This is a genomic window from Nonomuraea sp. NBC_00507 (assembly GCF_036013525.1).
In the GTDB taxonomy this organism is placed as follows: Bacteria; Actinomycetota; Actinomycetes; order Streptosporangiales; family Streptosporangiaceae; genus Nonomuraea.
Window position 1 is genome coordinate 3,957,037 of record NZ_CP107853.1, and the last position, 16,075, is coordinate 3,973,111.

A 16,075-nucleotide genomic window follows, 5' to 3' on the forward strand; every position below is an offset into this window, starting at 1 on the left:
ACGCTTATCGCATGGTGCGGTTGAGGCGGTGGATGACCTCGTCGTGCAGGACGCCGTTGGTGCAGACCAGGCTGCCACCCTCGAGACCCCGCACCCCGGCGACGTCCGTCCAGACCCCGCCGGCCTCCTCGACGATCACCGTGAGCGCCGCCATGTCCCAGGGCGACAACTCGGGCTCCGCGGACAGGTCCACCGAGCCCTCGGCGACCATCATGTGCGACCAGAAGTCGCCGTACGCCCTGGTCCGCCAGCAGGCGCGGCCGAGGTCGAGGAAGTTGTCGAGCTTGCCGGTCTTCTCCCACCCCCCGAAGCTCGAGTACGAGAACGACGCGTCGTCCAGGTCGGACACCGAGGAGACCCGCATCCTGGACGCCTTCGTCAGGCTCTTGCCGGTCCACGCCCCGCCCTCGGCCGCCGCCCACCAGCGCCGCCCGAGCGCCGGAGCGGAGACCAGGCCGACCACGACCTTGCCGTACTCCATGAGCGCGATCAGCGTCGCCCACACGGGCACGCCGCGTACGTAGTTCTTGGTGCCGTCGATGGGGTCGATGATCCACGACCGGGCGCCCCACCCGGTCTTGCCGAACTCCTCGCCCACGACCGCGTCACGCGGCCTGGCCCGGCGCAGCGTGCCGCGGATCGCCTCCTCCACGGCGCGGTCGGCGTCGCTGACCGGCGTGAGATCCGGCTTGGTGTCGACCTTCAGGTCGACAGCCTTGAACCGCCGCATGGTCATGTCGTCGGCGGCGTCCGCCATGACATGCGCGAGGCGTAGATCATCGGAATAACCCTGCACGATCGCCCACGCTACCTTGTCGGGTATAGAGAACATCAGTCACAGACGGCGCTTTTCTGGTAACTCCTCTTTCTATTACTTGCCAGTAACATGTCCATCATGTCGCACGATGTCGGCGCTTTGCTGCTCCAGACCGTCCCTTTTGCCCGCACCTTGGGCATCACCTTCGACTCCGTGGGGGACGGCCAGGCTGTTTCCCGTCTGCCCGATCGTCCGGATTTGCACAATCACGTGGCGGGCCCGCATGCCGGGGCGCTGTTCACGCTGGCCGAGTCCGCGTCGGGAGCCGCGATGCTGTCCATGCTGGGTGATCAGCTGGAGCGGGCGGTGCCGCTGGCCACGTCGGCGACGATCGAGTACCGGAAGCTCGCCAAGGGCGAGGTCCATGCCGAGGCCCGGCTGCTGGCCACCAGGGATGAGGTGGTCGCCCAGTTGGACGCGGGGGAGCGGCCGGTGTTCGACGTGGCCGTCGACATCAAGAACGCCGACGGTGCCTTGGTGTCCACCCTCACCGTCACCTGGACCCTCCGCCCCAACACCTGAACCCTCGGCTCTCGCCTATCCGGGTCACGCGGTCACGGCACAAGCCGAGGCCGCGTAGCTCAGGTTCGGCGGTTCGTCGTCAGGGAGCATCTCGCCCCGTCAGTCGTCGATGCGACGCTTCCCGCGTCTCTCACACCGCCCAGCGAGCCCCGCAGGCCCGTGAGGTGCCGCCTCCTCCGGGCAGGGACTTGCGCGGAGGTGGAAGGAGCCGTGCGGCACTCCGCCCCTTTCGGGCCTCCTCCGGAGGGACGTGCGCGGAGGTGGAAGGGGCGGTGCGGCATCCCGCCCCTTTCGGGCCTCCTCCGGAGGGGCCTGAGCCGAAGTGAGGTGGGCGGGGGCGGGCGTCGTCGGGGTGGCGTGTGGAATGGAGGTCAAGTGCTTGGGGGCTCGTCCAGGGTGCCCTCACGGCTGGACAGGAGGCGGCGGAGGGACTCCAGGCGGGCGGGGTCGGCGTTGCCCGCGGCCGCCCAGGCGTCCAGCGCGCAGCCGTCGCCCAGGTGCGTGCACCCCTTGGGGCATTTGACCGTGCCCTCCACCAGGTCAGGGAACGCGGCCAGGACCGTTTCCACCGACACATGAGCCAGGCCGAAGCTGCGGACCCCGGGCGTGTCGATGATCCAGCCGCCGTCCGGCAGCTCCAGGGCCACGGCGGAGGTGGAGGTGTGGCGGCCGCGGCCGGTCACCGCGTTGACCTGGGAGACGGCCCGGTTGGCGTCCGGGACCAGGACGTTGACCAGGGTGGACTTGCCCACGCCCGAGTGGCCGACCATGACGCTGATGCGGCCCGTCAGGTGCTCGCGGAGCTCCTCCAGCGGGCCGCCCTTGTGGACGACGACGTGCTGCACGCCCAGCGGCTCGTAGAGGGCTATCAGCTCGTCCGGCGGGGCGAGGTCGGACTTGGTGAGGCAGAGCAGGGTGTCGATCTCCGCGTCGAACGCCGCCACCAGGATCCTGTCGATCATGCGCGGCCGAGGTGGCGGGTCGGCCAGGGCGGTCACGATGACGAGCTGGTCGGCGTTGGCCACGATCGGGCGTTCGATGCCGTCGGTGTCCTCGGTGTCGTCGGCCGAGCGGCGCAACATCGAGGTGCGCGGCTCCACGCGTACGACCCTGGCCAGGGTGTCGGGACGGCCGGACACGTCGCCGACCAGGGCGACCCTGTCGCCTACGACGATGCCCTTGCGGCCCAGCTCGCGGGCCTTCATGGCGACCACGAGCCGGTGTTGCTGCTGTTGCTTGCGTTTCTGGGCCGATCCCTTGGGGCGTTCGAGCTCGACCAGCGTCGTGTAGCGGCCGCGGTCGACCGCGACCACGAAACCTTCGACGGCGTCCTCATGCGCAGGACGAATCCGAGTCCGCGGCCGTGAGCCTTTGCCCGGCCTGACCCGTACGTCGTCCTCGTCGTACTCCCGCTTTCTCAGCGGTCTGCTCCCATACGCTTGCTTCCCTTCCACGGATGGGTCGATGGACGGCCGGCGCGGAGGTGACCGCAGGGGATGCGGCCCGCGCCGGTTTTCGGTTGCGGGCGCCGCCCGGGCGTGGCCGGGTGGCGTGGTGGGGGTGGATCCTCGCGTCGGAATGCGGGCAGCGTGCTAGCACGTGTCGCACATGTCCGACGTGCCCGGAGCATTGGTCGTGAAACCAGCCGGCCCTCGGGTCCGGTCATCGTGGGACCGGCTCCGGTTTCAGGCGTGGGGTCCTGGTCATCGTGCTTCCAGCATGGCCGTCCACATCTGGACGAACTCCGGGAGGGTCTTGGCGGTGGTCGCGATGTTCTCCACCTCCACGCCGGGCACCCGGAGGCCGATCACGGCGCCGGCCGTGGCCATGCGATGGTCGTCGTAGCTGTGGAAGGTGCCGCCGTGGAGCGGGCGGGGGCGGATGACGAGGCCGTCCTCGGTCTCCTCCGCGTCGCCGCCCAGGCGGTTGATCTCGGTGGCGAGCGCGGCGAGCCGGTCGGTCTCGTGGCCGCGCAGGTGGCCCACGCCGCGGATGCGGCTCGGCGTCGTCGCGAGCGCGGCCAGGGCGGCGATCGTCGGGGTCAGCTCGCCGACCTCGTGGAGGTCGGCGTCGATGCCGGAGATCTCACCCGTGCCCGAGACGACCAGGTCGGTGACGTCCGCGCCGGGGGACTCCGCCCTGGTGACCGTGCCGCCCATGGCGGTCAGCAGCCCGCGCAGCGCGTCGCCCGGCTGCGTCGTCCGCAGCGGCCAGGCCGGGATGGTGACCGTGCCGCCCGTGACGAGGGCTGCGGCCAGGAACGGAGCCGCGTTGGACAGGTCGGGCTCCACCGTCAGATCCCTGGCCGCGATCGGCCCGGGCTCGACCCGCCAGACGTCGTGCTCGCTGTCGTCGACCGTGACGCCGGCCGCCCTGAGCATCTGCACGGTCATCTCGATGTGCGGCTGCGAAGGCACCGGCGGGCCCACGTGGCGGATCGTGATGCCCTTCTCGAACCGCGCCGCCGTCAGCAGCAGACCCGAGACGAACTGCGACGATCCCGACGCGTCCAGCGTCACCTCGCCGCCCGCCAGCGGCCCGCTGATCGTGAACGGCAGCGCGTCGTTGTCCACCCGCGCCCCCAGCGCGCGCAGGCCGTCGAGGATGGGACCCATCGGGCGTTTGCGCGCGTGCGGGTCGCCGTCGAAGGAGACGGGGCCGTCGGCGAGGGCCGCCATCGGCGGGACGAACCGCATGACCGTGCCCGCCAGACCGGCGTCGATGGCGGCGCCGCCGCGGATCGGGCCGGGCGTCACGTGCCAGTCCACGCCCGCGGTGGTCTCCTCGCCGGCCGTCAGCGTGGCGCCCAGCGCGCGCAGCGCCGCCACCATGAGGTCCGCGTCGCGGCCGCGCAGCGCCTTGCGCACGACGCCAGGGGCCTCGGCAAGTGCGGCGAGGACGAGCGCCCGGTTGGTCACCGATTTGGAGCCGGGCAGCGAAACGGTGGCGGTGACAGGGGCGGTCGCGGCCGGCGCGGGCCAGTGCGAAGTGGACATGGTCAAAGGGTACTTGGGCGCGGCAGGGCTAGGTCACAGCCTGTGGATAACGACTACGCAGCGGAGGCAAACATGCGAGCGAAAGCCGTACGTGGCACTGTGGGGTCATGTGCGGTAGATACGCGTCGGCGCGCAAGAAGCACGAGCTGCTCGAGGAGTTCCAGGTCGAGCAGGACGCCGAGCCCGACAAGGAGCTCAACGCCGACTACAACGTCGCCCCCACCAAGAATGTCTACGCCGTGCTGAGCCGCGTCCCCAAGGACGCCGAGCGGGCGGTGCGGCAGCTCAGGGTCGTCAAGTGGGGCCTGGTGCCCGCGTGGGCGAAGGATCCGTCGATCGGGTCGCGGTTGATCAACGCCAGGATCGAGACGGTGGCCGAGAAGCCGTCCTTTCGTCAGGCCTTCGCCAAGCGCAGATGCCTGCTCCCGGCCGACGGCTACTTCGAATGGATGCCGGTCGAAGGCGAGAAAAAGAAGAAGCAGCCGTACTTCATCCATCCGGAGGACGGCGGGGTGCTGGCCATGGCGGGCCTGTACGAATTCTGGAAGGACCCGTCGCGGGACGACGACGACCCGCTGAAGTGGCTCGTCACCTGCACCGTCATCACCACTAACGCCGAGGACCACTTGGGCCGCATTCACGACAGGATGCCCATGATGATCGAGCGGGAGCGCTGGCAGGAGTGGCTCGACCCCAAGCTCACCGACACCGAGCAGGCCTCGCGGCTGCTGATTCCGGCCGAGCAGGGGCGGCTCACGGCGTACGCGGTCTCGACGGACGTCAACAACGTCAGAAACAACGGTCCCGACCTCATCAAACCGCTGCCTGATGGGGAGGAAACGGCGCTTTTCTAAAGGTGTAAGAAGCGCGGTAAGTGGGCATTCGGTGAGGAAAGCGATGCATCCGTTTACTCGGTGTCACCGCCACAAAGCCCCTAATTGCCACCGGGCGGGACATCCGGGGAGTCCTCGCTGCGGGTTGCCCTCTTTTTACCCGGAGGTGCGGATTCGTGGACGTCACGACCGCTCGAGAGCGGCTGGAAGAGATGCTCGCCGAGCTGGATCGCTCGATCGGGGTGCTCCAGGGAGATCCTGTCGCGGTACGCGAGTATTCGGCGGCCGACGCAGGCTCGGACCTGACTGATGCCGACCGTGCTCAGGCCATGCTGACCGTGGCCACCGCGCAGCGACGCGCCGTGATCGAGGCGATCAAGCGCATCGAGGAAGGCGTGTACGGCAGCTGCGTCGACTGCGGCAAGCCGGTGCCCGAGGGCCGCCTCGAGGCGCGGCCCGAGGCAGCGCGCTGCGTGCAGTGCCAGTCCAAGCAGGAGCGCCGCCACTAAGAGGCCGACGCCGGGAGCCGGCCGCCGGACACGAAGAACGGCGGATCAGCTCTTGCGGGCGCTGGCCACCAGGTGGATGCCGACCGTGTCGTCGTCGTCCGGGTGGGCTTCGAGCTCCGTGCGCACGAGCCAGGTCAGGGACCGCGCGTCGGAGCCGAGCACGTGGTCCACCGTGGACGGCGACAGCACCGTGCGCGGCCGCATCCACTCCACCTCGAGGCCGGCGCCGATCAGCAGCTCACGCAGCTGCGTGCTGCTGAAGCAGCGCGTGATGCTGCCGTCCGGCCAGGGCACGAGCATGACCTCGCCCGTCTGCCGCAGATGTTGCCACTGCTCCTGCTCGGCCAGGATCGCCATGCCCAGCACCAGCGAGTCGACGCACACCAGCGCCCGCCCGCCTGGCCGCAGCACCCTGGCCACGTCGTTCATCGCCGACTCCGCCATGAGCTCGATCGACATCACCCGCTCCTCGGCGAGCACCGCGTCCACGCTCGCGTCCGGCAGGAACGACAGATCGTCGGCGCGTATGTGGCGGACGCGGTCGGCGTCCCGCAACCGGGACTGCCCGTCGACGGTGCGGCGGAAGTCGAGCAACTCGATCACCCGATGTCCCGCCCTGGCCGCCTGGCCGGACCATCGCCCGCGGCCGCCGGACAGATCGAGGATCACGGAGGGGTCGGCGGGAAGCCATCGGTTGAGTTGTTCGGCGGCGACGGCGCGGTAGAACGTCCAGTACGGCCCGAGCGTCCCTGAGCCGTTGAGTTCCTCGGCCGGAATGGGCAGCACACGCGACTCCTGGGTTCCGGAAAAAGGGCTACCAGCCGGTACGTATGACGTTCCCCGCACCGGGTCCTTCGTACCTTCTATCTTGCGGGAACAGACAGCGGCGCGGGGGTGTTGCGACGAGCATGCTCACATTGGTCGACCCCCTACCTGATGCCCGGCCCGTACCGGAGCAACGGGTATCCTCCCCTGAGTACGGTGTCCTGCCACAGCCGGTCACCGGTGATCTTAGGGGGGTGGGTCCGGTGCCCGCGACAAACGCGGAGACGCTGGAGCAGCGAAGCGAGCGGTTCGAGCGAGACGTCATGCCCTATCTCGAGCAGCTCTACTCCGCCGCGCTCCGGATGACCCGGAATCCGTCGGACGCGGAGGATCTCCTGCAAGAGACCTTCGCCAAGGCGTTCGCCTCGTTCCATCAGTTCCAGCAGGGCACCAACCTCAAGGCGTGGCTCTACCGGATCTTGACGAACACGTTCATCAACAGCTATCGCAAGAAGCAGCGTGAGCCGAAGCAGTCCGGCACGGAGGAGATCGAGGACTGGCAGCTCGCCAGGGCCGAGTCGCACACCTCCAGCGGCCTGAAGTCGGCCGAGGTCGAGGCGCTCGAGCACCTGCCCGACGGGGACATCAAGCAGGCGCTGGCGGCGCTGCCCGAGGAGTTCAGGATCGCGGTCTATCTGGCCGACGTCGAAGGCTTCCCCTACAAGGAGATCGCCGACATCATGGGCACGCCGATCGGCACCGTGATGTCGAGGCTGCACAGGGGACGCAGGCAGCTGCGGGGCCTCCTTGAGGATTATGCTCGCGAGCGTGGCCTGGTCCCGGCGGAGGGATCGAAATGAGCTGTGGCAACCCGCACGACACCGACTGTCGCGAGGTGCTGGACAAGGTCTACGCCTATCTCGACGGCGAGCTGACGGACAGTGACGTCGTCGAGATCCGCGTGCACCTCGACGAATGCAGCCCGTGCCTGAAGGAATACGACCTGGACAAGGCGATCAAGCAGCTCGTGCATAAGCACTGCGGCTGCGACCCCGTCCCGGCTGACCTGCGTTCCAAGGTGCTGGCCCGTATCGCTCAAGTGAGGGCCGAGCTGGCCGACTAGGATCTACCCCATGCGTGTGTTGGTCACCGGGGGTGCCGGGTTCATCGGTTCGAATCTCGTCGATCGTCTGCTTACAGACGGTCATGAGGTCGTGGCGGTGGACGATCTATCGTCGGGGAGCATGGCCAACCTGGCCCAGGCGGTCACCAATGACCGGTTCCGGCTGCACGAGCTGGACGTGCGCGATCCGGCTCTGCCCGACCTGACGGCCGAGCTGCAGCCCGAGGTGATCTGCCACCTGGCGGCGCAGATCAGCGTCCGCAAGAGCGTCGCCGACCCGGGGCACGACGCCTCCGTCAACGTCGAAGGCACCGCGCGCGTGCTGGCCGCGGCCCACGTGGGACGGACGCGCAAGGTGCTGTTCGCCTCGTCCGTGGCCGTCTACGGCCGCCCGAGCACGATTCCGGTGCCCGGGGACGCGGCCACCGACCCGCGCTCGCCCTACGCCGCCTCGAAGCTGAGCGGCGAGATCTACCTCGCCATGTTCCGCGCCCTCTACGGCCTCGAATACACCACGCTCGTGCTCTCCAACGTCTACGGCCCGCGCCAGTCGCCGGAAGGCGAGGCCGGCGTCGTGTCGATCTTCACCGACGCCCTGCTCAACGGCACGCCCACCGTCGTCTACGGCGACGGCAGCCAGACCCGCGACTACATCTACGTCGATGACGTGGTCGACGGCTTCGTGCGGGCCTGCGGCCAGGCCGGCGATGGGCGCAGGTTCAACCTGGGCACCGGCATCCAGACCACCGACCGGCGCCTGCACGCGCTGATCGCCGACGCCGCAGGCGCCGCTGACAAGCCGGGCTTCGCGCCGCCGCGTCTGGGTGACCTGCCGGCCATGGCGGTCGACCCGGTGCCGGCTCACGAAGGGCTCGGCTGGCAACCACGCACCGACCTGGGCACAGGGATCAAAAACACCGTGGAGTGGGCCAGATCACATCGCCGGTCGTAGTGGCTTGATTACGCTTTGCTTGCGATTTCCCGCTCTGCCGGTGCGGCCACGTCGTCTTCTGTAGCGTGAACCCCAGAAAGTCGACCTGGAGGCATGTCGATGTTGAAGGTAATGGTCGCCCGGCTGCTCACCGCCATCGTGCTGATCACCCCGGTGGTGATGGCCATCGGCGGGGCGCTGCCTCCTGGAGTGTCCTGGACCTGATCAGACCGTAGGGGGGCCGCAATGCGTGACCTGCCATGGCCGGCGCGGGTCTATCTGGTCGCCGTGTTCGGCGTGGCGGCCGCTCTCGTCATACGCGGCGCGATCGCCTCCGGCGCTCCGGTGGCCCAGCAGGATCTCGACGTCCTGCTGGTGCTCGCCCTGCTCTTCCTGGTGTGCGAGTCGATGCCGACGCTGCTCAACGTGGAGCAGTTCGCGGTCTCGGTCAGCTTCTCCGCCTCGCTGGCCGCCGTCGTGCTGATCGGACCGGTGGGTGCGGCGCTGGTGGGGCTCACCGCCGTGGTGAGCGTGCGGCCCGGGCTGCCGCTGATCAAACGGCTGTTCAACGGCGCGCAGTTCGCCATCTGCGGCTATGTGGCCGGGCAGGTCTACGTGGCGCTCGACGGAAAGGTCGGCGTGCCGGAGGTCAACGCGTTCGACGACCTCATCGGCCCCTACGCGGCGGCCACCGCCGTGTTCGTGCCGCTCAACATCGCGCTGACGCTTACCATGGTCGCGCTCGCCACTAGGGTGCGGCCCGCCGAGGTGCCGCTGCGGGGCATGGTCCAGTTCGTGCTGTCCTACCTGGGTTACGGCACGTTCGGGCTGCTCGTGGCCGGGCTCTGGGCGACGGTGCAGTCGATCTCCGCGGTGCTGGTGCTGGTGCCGCTGTTCGTGGCGCGGTGGGCGTTCGGGCAATACCACGCGCAGCAGCGCTCCTACGACGCCACCATCGCCGCGCTCTGTCAGGCCGTGGAGACCAAGGACTATTACACGCGCGGCCACTGCACGCGCGTCTCGCTCGCCTCGTCCATGATCGCCCATGAGATCGGCATGGGCCTGGAACGTGTGCGGGCCATCCGGTACGCCGGCATGCTGCACGACGTGGGCAAGCTCGGCGTGCCCACCAAGGTGCTGCAGAAGGACGGGCCGCTCACCGAGGAGGAGTTCGCCGCGATCCAGCTGCACCCCATGCGCGGGCTGGAGATCGTCCGCGGCATCGGCTTCCTCGACGAAGCCTACGCCGGGATCATGCACCACCACGAGAAACACGACGGCACCGGTTACCCCATGGGGCTGGCCGGCGACGAGATCCCCGAGTTCGCCAAGGTCATCGCGGTCGCCGACGCGTTCGACTCGATGACCTCGGACCGTTCCTACCGCGGCGCCAGGCCCGTGCCCGAGGCCGTCGAGGAGCTGCGCAAGAGCGCCGGCACCCACTTCGATCCGGTGATGGTCGCGGCCTTCATCCGCGCGCTGGAGCGGGAGCCGTGGCAGCCGCCTCGCCGCGTCGAGCCGCCGCCCGACCCGGCGGAGGCCCCGATCAAGGACCATGACGATCCCACCATGCCGATCCAGGTCGTGACCGGGCCATGATCACCACGGAACGCGCCGGGCGCGCCGAACGAACCACTGTCCTGCGCAGGCTCGACTCGGGACAGCTCTTGCTCATCTGCGCCGCCGGCCTGGTGGCGGTCGCGGGTGTCGCGCACACGGCCGCGGTCGGGCTCGACCGGCCGGAGATCGCCGTCGGGTTCGGCGCGCTGATCGCGGTCGGCGAACTGGCCAGGCTCACCATGCCGGGCAACAGGGAGGTCGCGCCCATCGGCGCCGCGGCGGCGCTCGGCTACACGTTACTGCTCGACCTGAGCCAGCATCAGCTGGAGCACTCGGCCCTGCAGGTCGTGGCCGTGATCGCGGTCGGCATGCTGGCGGGCGCGCTGCCGCATCTGGCGGTGGGCCGTCCGCCGCGCATGGACGCGATGGCCCGCCGTCTGCTCACCGGCGCGTTGCTGGCCTTCGCCTTCCGCCCGCTGGCCGACCCGCTCTACGACCTGACCAAGCCGCCCACCAGCACCTGGTGGCCGGCGCTCGCCGTCATGGTCACGCTCTTCGTCGCCAGCCTGCTGATGGACGTGCTGATCGCGGCCTGGCTCAGGTCTGAGCAGGTACGCACCGCGTTCCGGGTGGCCGTGCGCGACGAGATCAACATGGCCCTGCCGCTCGGCGCCGCCGTGGGCTCGTCAGGGGTGTTGCTCGCGCTGGCCACGCACAGCATGGACCTGGTCGCGCTGCTGGTGTTCGCGGCGCCGCTGCTGGTCACGCAGGTGGCCTTCCGTAAATACGCCGGGATCCGCGCCACCTACCTGCAGACCGTGCGGGCGTTGTCCCGGGTCACCGAGGTCGGCGGCTATGTCGAGCCCGGTCACTCGCGCCGGGTGAGCCGCCTGGCCGTGGCGATCGGCAGGGAGCTGGGCATGGCCGAGCCCGAGCTGCTCGAGTTGGAGTACGCCGCGCTCATGCACGACATCGGTCAGCTGTCGCTGCGTGACCCCATCCCCGGCGGCGCCACCGTGCTCAGCGAGCCGGAGCAGGCGCGCCGCATCGCCGAGCTGGGCGCCGAGGTGATCAAGCAGACGGGCGTGCTGGACAGGGTGGCGGAGGTGGTCAGACGCCAGTGCGACCCGATCGCCGCCGACCCGCCGCTGTCGAGCCGCATCATCAAGGTCGCCAACGCCTACGATGACCTGGTGGGGCCCTCGACCGACCGCGACCGTGCGGGGGCCGCGCTGGAGCGGATCCGGTTCGCCCCCGGCGGCGCGTACGATCCGCACGCGCTGGAGGCGCTGGCCCGCGTGATCGACCGAGGTCGTCTGTAGGACCACAGCCGTAGATCGCGCCGGTGCCGCAGCGATGAGTCTGCCGGCGCCCACAGGTCTACCTCCCGACCGAGACGACCACCTCAGAGGAGTAGACATGGGCCTCATCCACATCGAGCTGTTCGCCACCCTCGACCTCGTCGGGCAGGCGCCCGGCGGCCCCGACGAGGACCCGGAGGGGTTCCCGTTCGGCGGCTGGCAGGCGCCCCTGTGGGACGAGGTCGCCGGGGCGCAGGTCGGTGCCGCGTACGAGGGCACGGACGCCCTCCTGCTCGGCCGGCGGACGTATGACATCTTCGCCGCCTTCTGGCCGCACCAGGAGGGCGGCCAGGACAACGAGATCGCCACGCTCTTCAACAGCGTCCCGAAGTATGTGGCCTCCCGCGGCAGGCCCGACCTCTCGTGGGCCGGCTCCACGCAGCTCGGCCCGGACCTGGCCGGAGCGGTGCGCGAGATCCGTGACCGGCACGAGCACGTGAAGGTCGTCGGGAGCCTGAACCTGGTGCAGACCCTCCTGCGCGAGAAGCTCTTCGACCGTCTCGACCTCTGGGTGCACCCGATCATGCTCGGCGTCGGGAAGAAGGTGTTCGACGGCGGCGCGGTGCCCACGAACGTCACACTCCTCGAACCGCCGGCAGCCGGTCCGAAGGGCACCGTGTACCTGCGCTACGGGCTCGCCGAGGGCACGCCCGGGACGGGGGACATGAGCGCCCGCTGAGCTGCGCGCCGCGATCTGATCGCCGTCATCGAGTGGCGCGGGCCAGGAACTTCGCGCGGTCGACCACGACGCGCTCGATCGTGCCCCGGCCCACGACGGTGCTCTTGTCATGGGCCTCGAAGGAGAAGACCAGACGCCGGCCGTCGACCTCGGTCAGCTCGACGCCGATCTGGACGTGCCTGCCCAGCGGGCTGGCGGCCAGGTGCTCGAGCTCGACCCGCGTGCCGACGGAGGTCTCGCCGGGCGCGAGGTGCTGCTCGATCGCGCGCAGGGTGGCCGCCTCGGCCAGCGCGAGCAGCCGGGGCGTGGCCAGCACGGGCACGTCGCCGCTGCCGGCCCGCTTCGCGGTGTCCTCCATCTCGACCATGATGAGCAGCTGGGAGCGGAGACCCGGAGCAAGCGTCATGGGATCAGCCTACGGGAGGCCGCACCAACCAAGAGGCCCCCTGACTTCCCGGAAACGCGGACAAGTACGGTCGTAAGGCCGCAGGATAGGCTTTGTACGGCTTAAGACATATGAGTGGCATGTGAGACTAGTGAGTCGTACACTCTCTGAGTTCCGTGACCGCTGTGTTACCTCACCGCGACAAAGGTTCGCTTTGTTGGACAACTGCGGGGTTGAAGAGGTTACCGAGGTAGGGGGGTAGCGGGGGGATCATGGTGGCCCAAGGGACGACACTGGCGGGGCGGTATCGGCTTGATACCCGCATCGGCGCCGGTGGCATGGGCGAGGTGTGGCGTGGCGAGGACATCGTCCTGGCGCGCACCGTCGCCGTGAAGGTGCTGCTTCCGGGCCGCATGGAAGATCCTGGCTTCGTCGCTCGCTTTCAGGGGGAAGCGCGGGCGATGGCCACGATCAACCACGCCGGCGTCGTCGACGTCTACGACTACGGCGTCAGCGGCGACACCGTCTACCTGGTGATGAAGTTCGTGGACGGCGAGCCGCTCGACCGGCTGCTGTCCAGGCTGGGCAGGATCCCGCCGCAGGCGGCCATGGAGCTGATCGCGCAGGCCGCGTCGGCGCTGCAGGCCGTGCACGACCAGGGCATCGTGCACCGCGACGTCAAGCCGGGCAACCTGCTCGTGCAGCGTGACGGCACGCTGGTGCTCACCGACTTCGGCATCGCCCGCTCCGACCTCGCCAACCGGCTCACCGACGCCGGCATGGTGCTCGGCACGGCCGCCTACTGCGCCCCGGAGCAGGCCGAGGGCGCGCCCGTCACGCCTGCGGTCGACATTTACGCGCTCGGCGTGGTCGCGTACGAGTGCCTCGTGGGGCAGCGGCCGTTCGACGGCGACAGCGCGGTCACGATCGCGCTCAAGCACATCCGCGAGGCCCCGCCGCCGCTGCCGCCCGGCATCCCGCCTGCCGTGCGCACGCTCGTTGAGATCGCCCTGTCGAAGGACCCGGCCAGGCGTTACCCGACGGCCAAGGCCATGAGCGAGGCGGCCCGCGCGATCGCCAGCGGCCAGGCCCCCGAACCCGTGCAGCCGCCGGTCACCGGGGCCACCATGGTGCCGCCGGCGGACTACCCGCCGCGTCAGACCGGACAATACGCCGCAAGCCCGCACCAGCCCGGTCAGTACGATGCGAGCTCGCACCAGACCGGTCAGTACGCCGCCGACCCGTACCAGACCGGCGTGCGCATGGCCGGCCCGGAGGAGACGACGGTGGCCGAGCGGCGCGGCCGCCGCGCCGCCAAGGCCCCGCGCAGGACCGGCCTGATCGCCGGCATCGCCGCGGTGGTCGTGCTCGGCGCGGGCGCCACCGCGGTCGCGCTGACCGGTATGACCACCGGTGACCCGACGCCGACGAACACCGCGGCTCCCGCCGCGGAGGAGAGCACGCCCAAGAACACGCCCAAGCCGTCCACCACGAAGCCCAAGCCCAAGACCACCCCGACACCGGATCCCAGGCCGACGACCACCCGGCCCAGGCCCACGAAGACCGAGGAAGAGGAGACCCCGACTCCCACGCCGTCGAAGACGCCTACCTCGACACCGTCGAAGACGCCGTCCGGCACGCCCACGCCGAGCGTCAAGAAGGTGCTCGTGCCCAAGGTGGTCGGGATGCCGTTCCTGAAGGGCCAGGAGATGGTGGAGGCAGCCGGCTTCGTCACGCGAGTGTTCGACTCCACCAGCACCACCGACGGCATGCGCTGCGGCAAGATCCAGAAGACCAATCCGGCCGGCGGCACAGCCTACGACGTGACCAAACCGGTCTCGCTGGTCGTCATCGACGGCGTCTGCTCGACGCCGTCGGCGACTCCCGGCACATCCGCCACGCCGAAGTAGGGGCTACACGCCGGTGGTGCTGCGGGGGTAGGCGACCTGCGGGTCGGTGGCGATGTTCACCATGTACGGGATGCCCGAGTCGAACGCCCTGCGCAGCGCCGGGCCGATCTCCGACGGCTTGGTGACCAGCTCGCCTCCGCCGCCCAGCGCGGTCACGACCTGGTCGTAGCGGCACTGCGGCTGCAGGTCGGCGGCCACGTCGTAGCCGTACAGCAGCTGCATGGGGTGCTTCTCCAGGCCCCACATGCCGTTGTTGCCGCAGATCATGACGACCGGCAGCTTGTGGCGGACGAGGGTGTCGACGTCCATCAGCGAGAAGCCGGCCGCGCCGTCGCCGAGCAGCAGCACCACCTGGGAGGACGGCCGGGCCAGGCGGGCGGCGATGGAGTAGCCGAGGCCGGTGCCCAGACAGCCGTACGGGCCCGGGTCGAGCCAGTTGCCCGGCTGCTTGGGCTCGACGTATTTGCCCGCGTAGGAGACGAAGTCGCCGCCGTCGCCGATCACCACGGCGTCCTCGGCCAGCACCTTGCCCAGCTCGCCGTAGATGCGCATGGGGTGGATCGGGTCGGAGTCCGAGGCCAGGAGCTCGGCGTCGCCCGCGATGGCCGCGGCCGCCGCGTCGGACAGCTTGGACACCCACGGGGCGTACGCGTCCGGCTTGACCCCCGCGTCCCCGCAGGCCGTGCCGAGACTCCAGAACACCACCGACAGGTCGCCGGCGGCGGACGCGGCCGGCTGCATGTGCGTGGCCAGCTGCGACGGCGCGTCCACGATGTGCACCACGCGGGCCAGCGGCGCGCCGTCCTTGCCACCGAACCACCCGTAGCCCAGGCGGAAGTCGAGCGGCGTGCCGACCACGATCACCAGGTCCGCCTGGGCGAAGGCCTGCCCGCGGGCCCGGGTGACCAGCAGCTCGTGCCCCGAGGGCAGGACACCCCGGCCCTGGCCGTTGGGGATGACCGGCAGCCGCCACGTCTCGGCGAAGTCACGCGCGGCCTCCTCGGCCCGGTCCATCCACACGTCCGAGCCGTAGACCAGCACCGGGCGCTCGGCCTCGGCCAGCAGTCGCGCGATCGCGGCCAGGTCGTCGGGGTCGGGCTCCAGCGGCGAGGGCGTCTGCGTCCGCACCTTGTGCACCGGCGAGGGGGAGAACAGGTGGTCCATGTAGAAGTCGACGAAGACCGGCCCGCGATGGGGGGCGACGGCCGTGCGGAAGGCCGACTCGACCTCCTGGCCGACCGACTCGGCGTCGCTCGCGGTGAACGACAGCTTGGTGATCGGGCCCAGCAGCGGCGGGTGGTCCATTTCCTGCAGCGCGCCGCTGCCCCAGCGCGACTGGGGCGCGCGCCCGCCCATGACGACCACCGGCGAGCCGTTGAAGTGGGCGGTCGCGATGCCGCTGACGCCGTTGGTGATGCCGGGGCCGGCGGTCAGCACGGCCAGTCCCGGCCTCCTGGTCAGCCTGGCCGTCGCCTCGGCGGCGAACACCGCGCTCTGCTCATGGCGTACGTCGAGGATGCGCATGTCCTCGTGCACGGCGCCGTCGTAGAGCGGGAAGACGTGCCCCCCGGACAAGGTGAACATGGTCTCGACGCCATAGGCCTTGGACACGGCGACGGCGGCGTCACCGGCGTGCTTCGCAGACTCCATGCCGGGGAACTTACCAACCAGTCACACGGGTAAA

At 70.0% G+C, this 16,075-nt stretch carries 16 protein-coding genes; 10 read left to right on the top strand and 6 right to left on the bottom strand.

What is annotated here, in order from left to right:
* Nucleotides 1-4: 4 nt before the first annotated feature.
* Nucleotides 5-796 (bottom strand): histidinol-phosphatase, encoded by a 792-nt coding sequence (hisN, locus tag OHA25_RS19810; protein WP_327589015.1) that lies wholly within the window; start codon nt 794-796, stop codon nt 5-7.
* A 90-nt stretch (nt 797-886) separates the two neighbouring features.
* Between hisN and OHA25_RS19815 the strand changes: the two genes are divergently transcribed.
* Nucleotides 887-1,339: a DUF4442 domain-containing protein gene (locus OHA25_RS19815; RefSeq protein WP_327589016.1), complete on the top strand. Its 453-nt coding sequence runs from the start codon at nt 887-889 to the stop codon at nt 1,337-1,339.
* A gap of 371 nt (nt 1,340-1,710) precedes the next feature.
* Here the strand turns inward: OHA25_RS19815 and rsgA are convergent, their stop codons facing one another.
* Together rsgA and aroA are read right to left on the bottom strand one after the other, a co-directional pair.
* Nucleotides 1,711-2,760, bottom strand: coding sequence for a ribosome small subunit-dependent GTPase A (gene rsgA, locus OHA25_RS19820; protein ID WP_327591012.1), 1,050 nt, complete (start codon nt 2,758-2,760; stop codon nt 1,711-1,713).
* A 282-nt stretch (nt 2,761-3,042) separates the two neighbouring features.
* Nucleotides 3,043-4,335: a 3-phosphoshikimate 1-carboxyvinyltransferase gene (aroA, locus tag OHA25_RS19825; RefSeq protein ID WP_327589017.1), complete on the bottom strand. Its 1,293-nt coding sequence runs from the start codon at nt 4,333-4,335 to the stop codon at nt 3,043-3,045.
* 107 nt (nt 4,336-4,442) lie between these two features.
* Here aroA and OHA25_RS19830 point away from each other — a divergent pair, with 107 nt between their 5' ends.
* Complete coding sequence (locus tag OHA25_RS19830; protein ID WP_305924987.1) at nt 4,443-5,189, top strand: SOS response-associated peptidase; 747 nt, start codon at nt 4,443-4,445, stop codon at nt 5,187-5,189.
* Nucleotides 5,190-5,344: 155 nt separating this feature from the next.
* A complete protein-coding gene (locus OHA25_RS19835) occupies nt 5,345-5,677 on the top strand; it encodes a TraR/DksA family transcriptional regulator (RefSeq protein WP_305924986.1) in 333 nt (110 codons plus the stop codon).
* 45 nt (nt 5,678-5,722) lie between these two features.
* Here the strand turns inward: OHA25_RS19835 and OHA25_RS19840 are convergent, their stop codons facing one another.
* Nucleotides 5,723-6,463: a class I SAM-dependent methyltransferase gene (locus OHA25_RS19840; protein WP_305924985.1), complete on the bottom strand. Its 741-nt coding sequence runs from the start codon at nt 6,461-6,463 to the stop codon at nt 5,723-5,725.
* Between the two features lie 233 nt (nt 6,464-6,696).
* On the opposite strand from OHA25_RS19840, the gene OHA25_RS19845 reads away from it, so the two are divergent.
* The 6 genes from OHA25_RS19845 (at nt 6,697) to OHA25_RS19870 (ending at nt 12,096) form a co-directional block, all read left to right on the top strand.
* Nucleotides 6,697-7,302 (top strand): sigma-70 family RNA polymerase sigma factor, encoded by a 606-nt coding sequence (locus OHA25_RS19845; RefSeq protein ID WP_305924984.1) that lies wholly within the window; start codon nt 6,697-6,699, stop codon nt 7,300-7,302.
* Nucleotides 7,299-7,565 (top strand): mycothiol system anti-sigma-R factor, encoded by a 267-nt coding sequence (rsrA, locus tag OHA25_RS19850; RefSeq protein ID WP_305924983.1) that lies wholly within the window; start codon nt 7,299-7,301, stop codon nt 7,563-7,565. The genes OHA25_RS19845 and rsrA overlap by 4 nt, the downstream gene beginning before the upstream one ends.
* Before the next feature lie 10 nt (nt 7,566-7,575).
* Nucleotides 7,576-8,517 carry an NAD-dependent epimerase/dehydratase family protein gene (locus tag OHA25_RS19855; protein WP_305924982.1) on the top strand — a complete coding sequence of 314 codons (942 nt, stop codon included), beginning with the start codon at nt 7,576-7,578 and terminating at the stop codon, nt 8,515-8,517.
* A gap of 225 nt (nt 8,518-8,742) precedes the next feature.
* A complete protein-coding gene (locus OHA25_RS19860; RefSeq protein ID WP_327589018.1) occupies nt 8,743-10,095 on the top strand; it encodes an HD-GYP domain-containing protein in 1,353 nt (450 codons plus the stop codon).
* Nucleotides 10,092-11,378: an HD-GYP domain-containing protein gene (locus OHA25_RS19865; protein WP_327589019.1), complete on the top strand. Its 1,287-nt coding sequence runs from the start codon at nt 10,092-10,094 to the stop codon at nt 11,376-11,378. The genes OHA25_RS19860 and OHA25_RS19865 overlap by 4 nt, the downstream gene beginning before the upstream one ends.
* 97 nt (nt 11,379-11,475) lie before the next feature.
* Entirely contained in the window at nt 11,476-12,096 is a 621-nt protein-coding gene (locus OHA25_RS19870; RefSeq protein ID WP_327589020.1) for a dihydrofolate reductase family protein, read from the top strand.
* A gap of 25 nt (nt 12,097-12,121) precedes the next feature.
* Here OHA25_RS19870 and OHA25_RS19875 read toward each other — a convergent pair whose 3' ends face one another.
* On the bottom strand, nt 12,122-12,502 hold the full coding sequence (locus tag OHA25_RS19875; protein WP_327589021.1) for a thioesterase family protein: 381 nt from the start codon (nt 12,500-12,502) through the stop codon (nt 12,122-12,124).
* Between the two features lie 251 nt (nt 12,503-12,753).
* Between OHA25_RS19875 and OHA25_RS19880 the strand changes: the two genes are divergently transcribed.
* Nucleotides 12,754-14,391, top strand: coding sequence for a serine/threonine-protein kinase (locus OHA25_RS19880; RefSeq protein WP_327589022.1), 1,638 nt, complete (start codon nt 12,754-12,756; stop codon nt 14,389-14,391).
* Between the two features lie 3 nt (nt 14,392-14,394).
* Here OHA25_RS19880 and OHA25_RS19885 read toward each other — a convergent pair whose 3' ends face one another.
* Nucleotides 14,395-16,041 carry an acetolactate synthase gene (locus tag OHA25_RS19885; RefSeq protein ID WP_327589023.1) on the bottom strand — a complete coding sequence of 549 codons (1,647 nt, stop codon included), beginning with the start codon at nt 16,039-16,041 and terminating at the stop codon, nt 14,395-14,397.
* Nucleotides 16,042-16,075 lie beyond the last annotated feature (34 nt).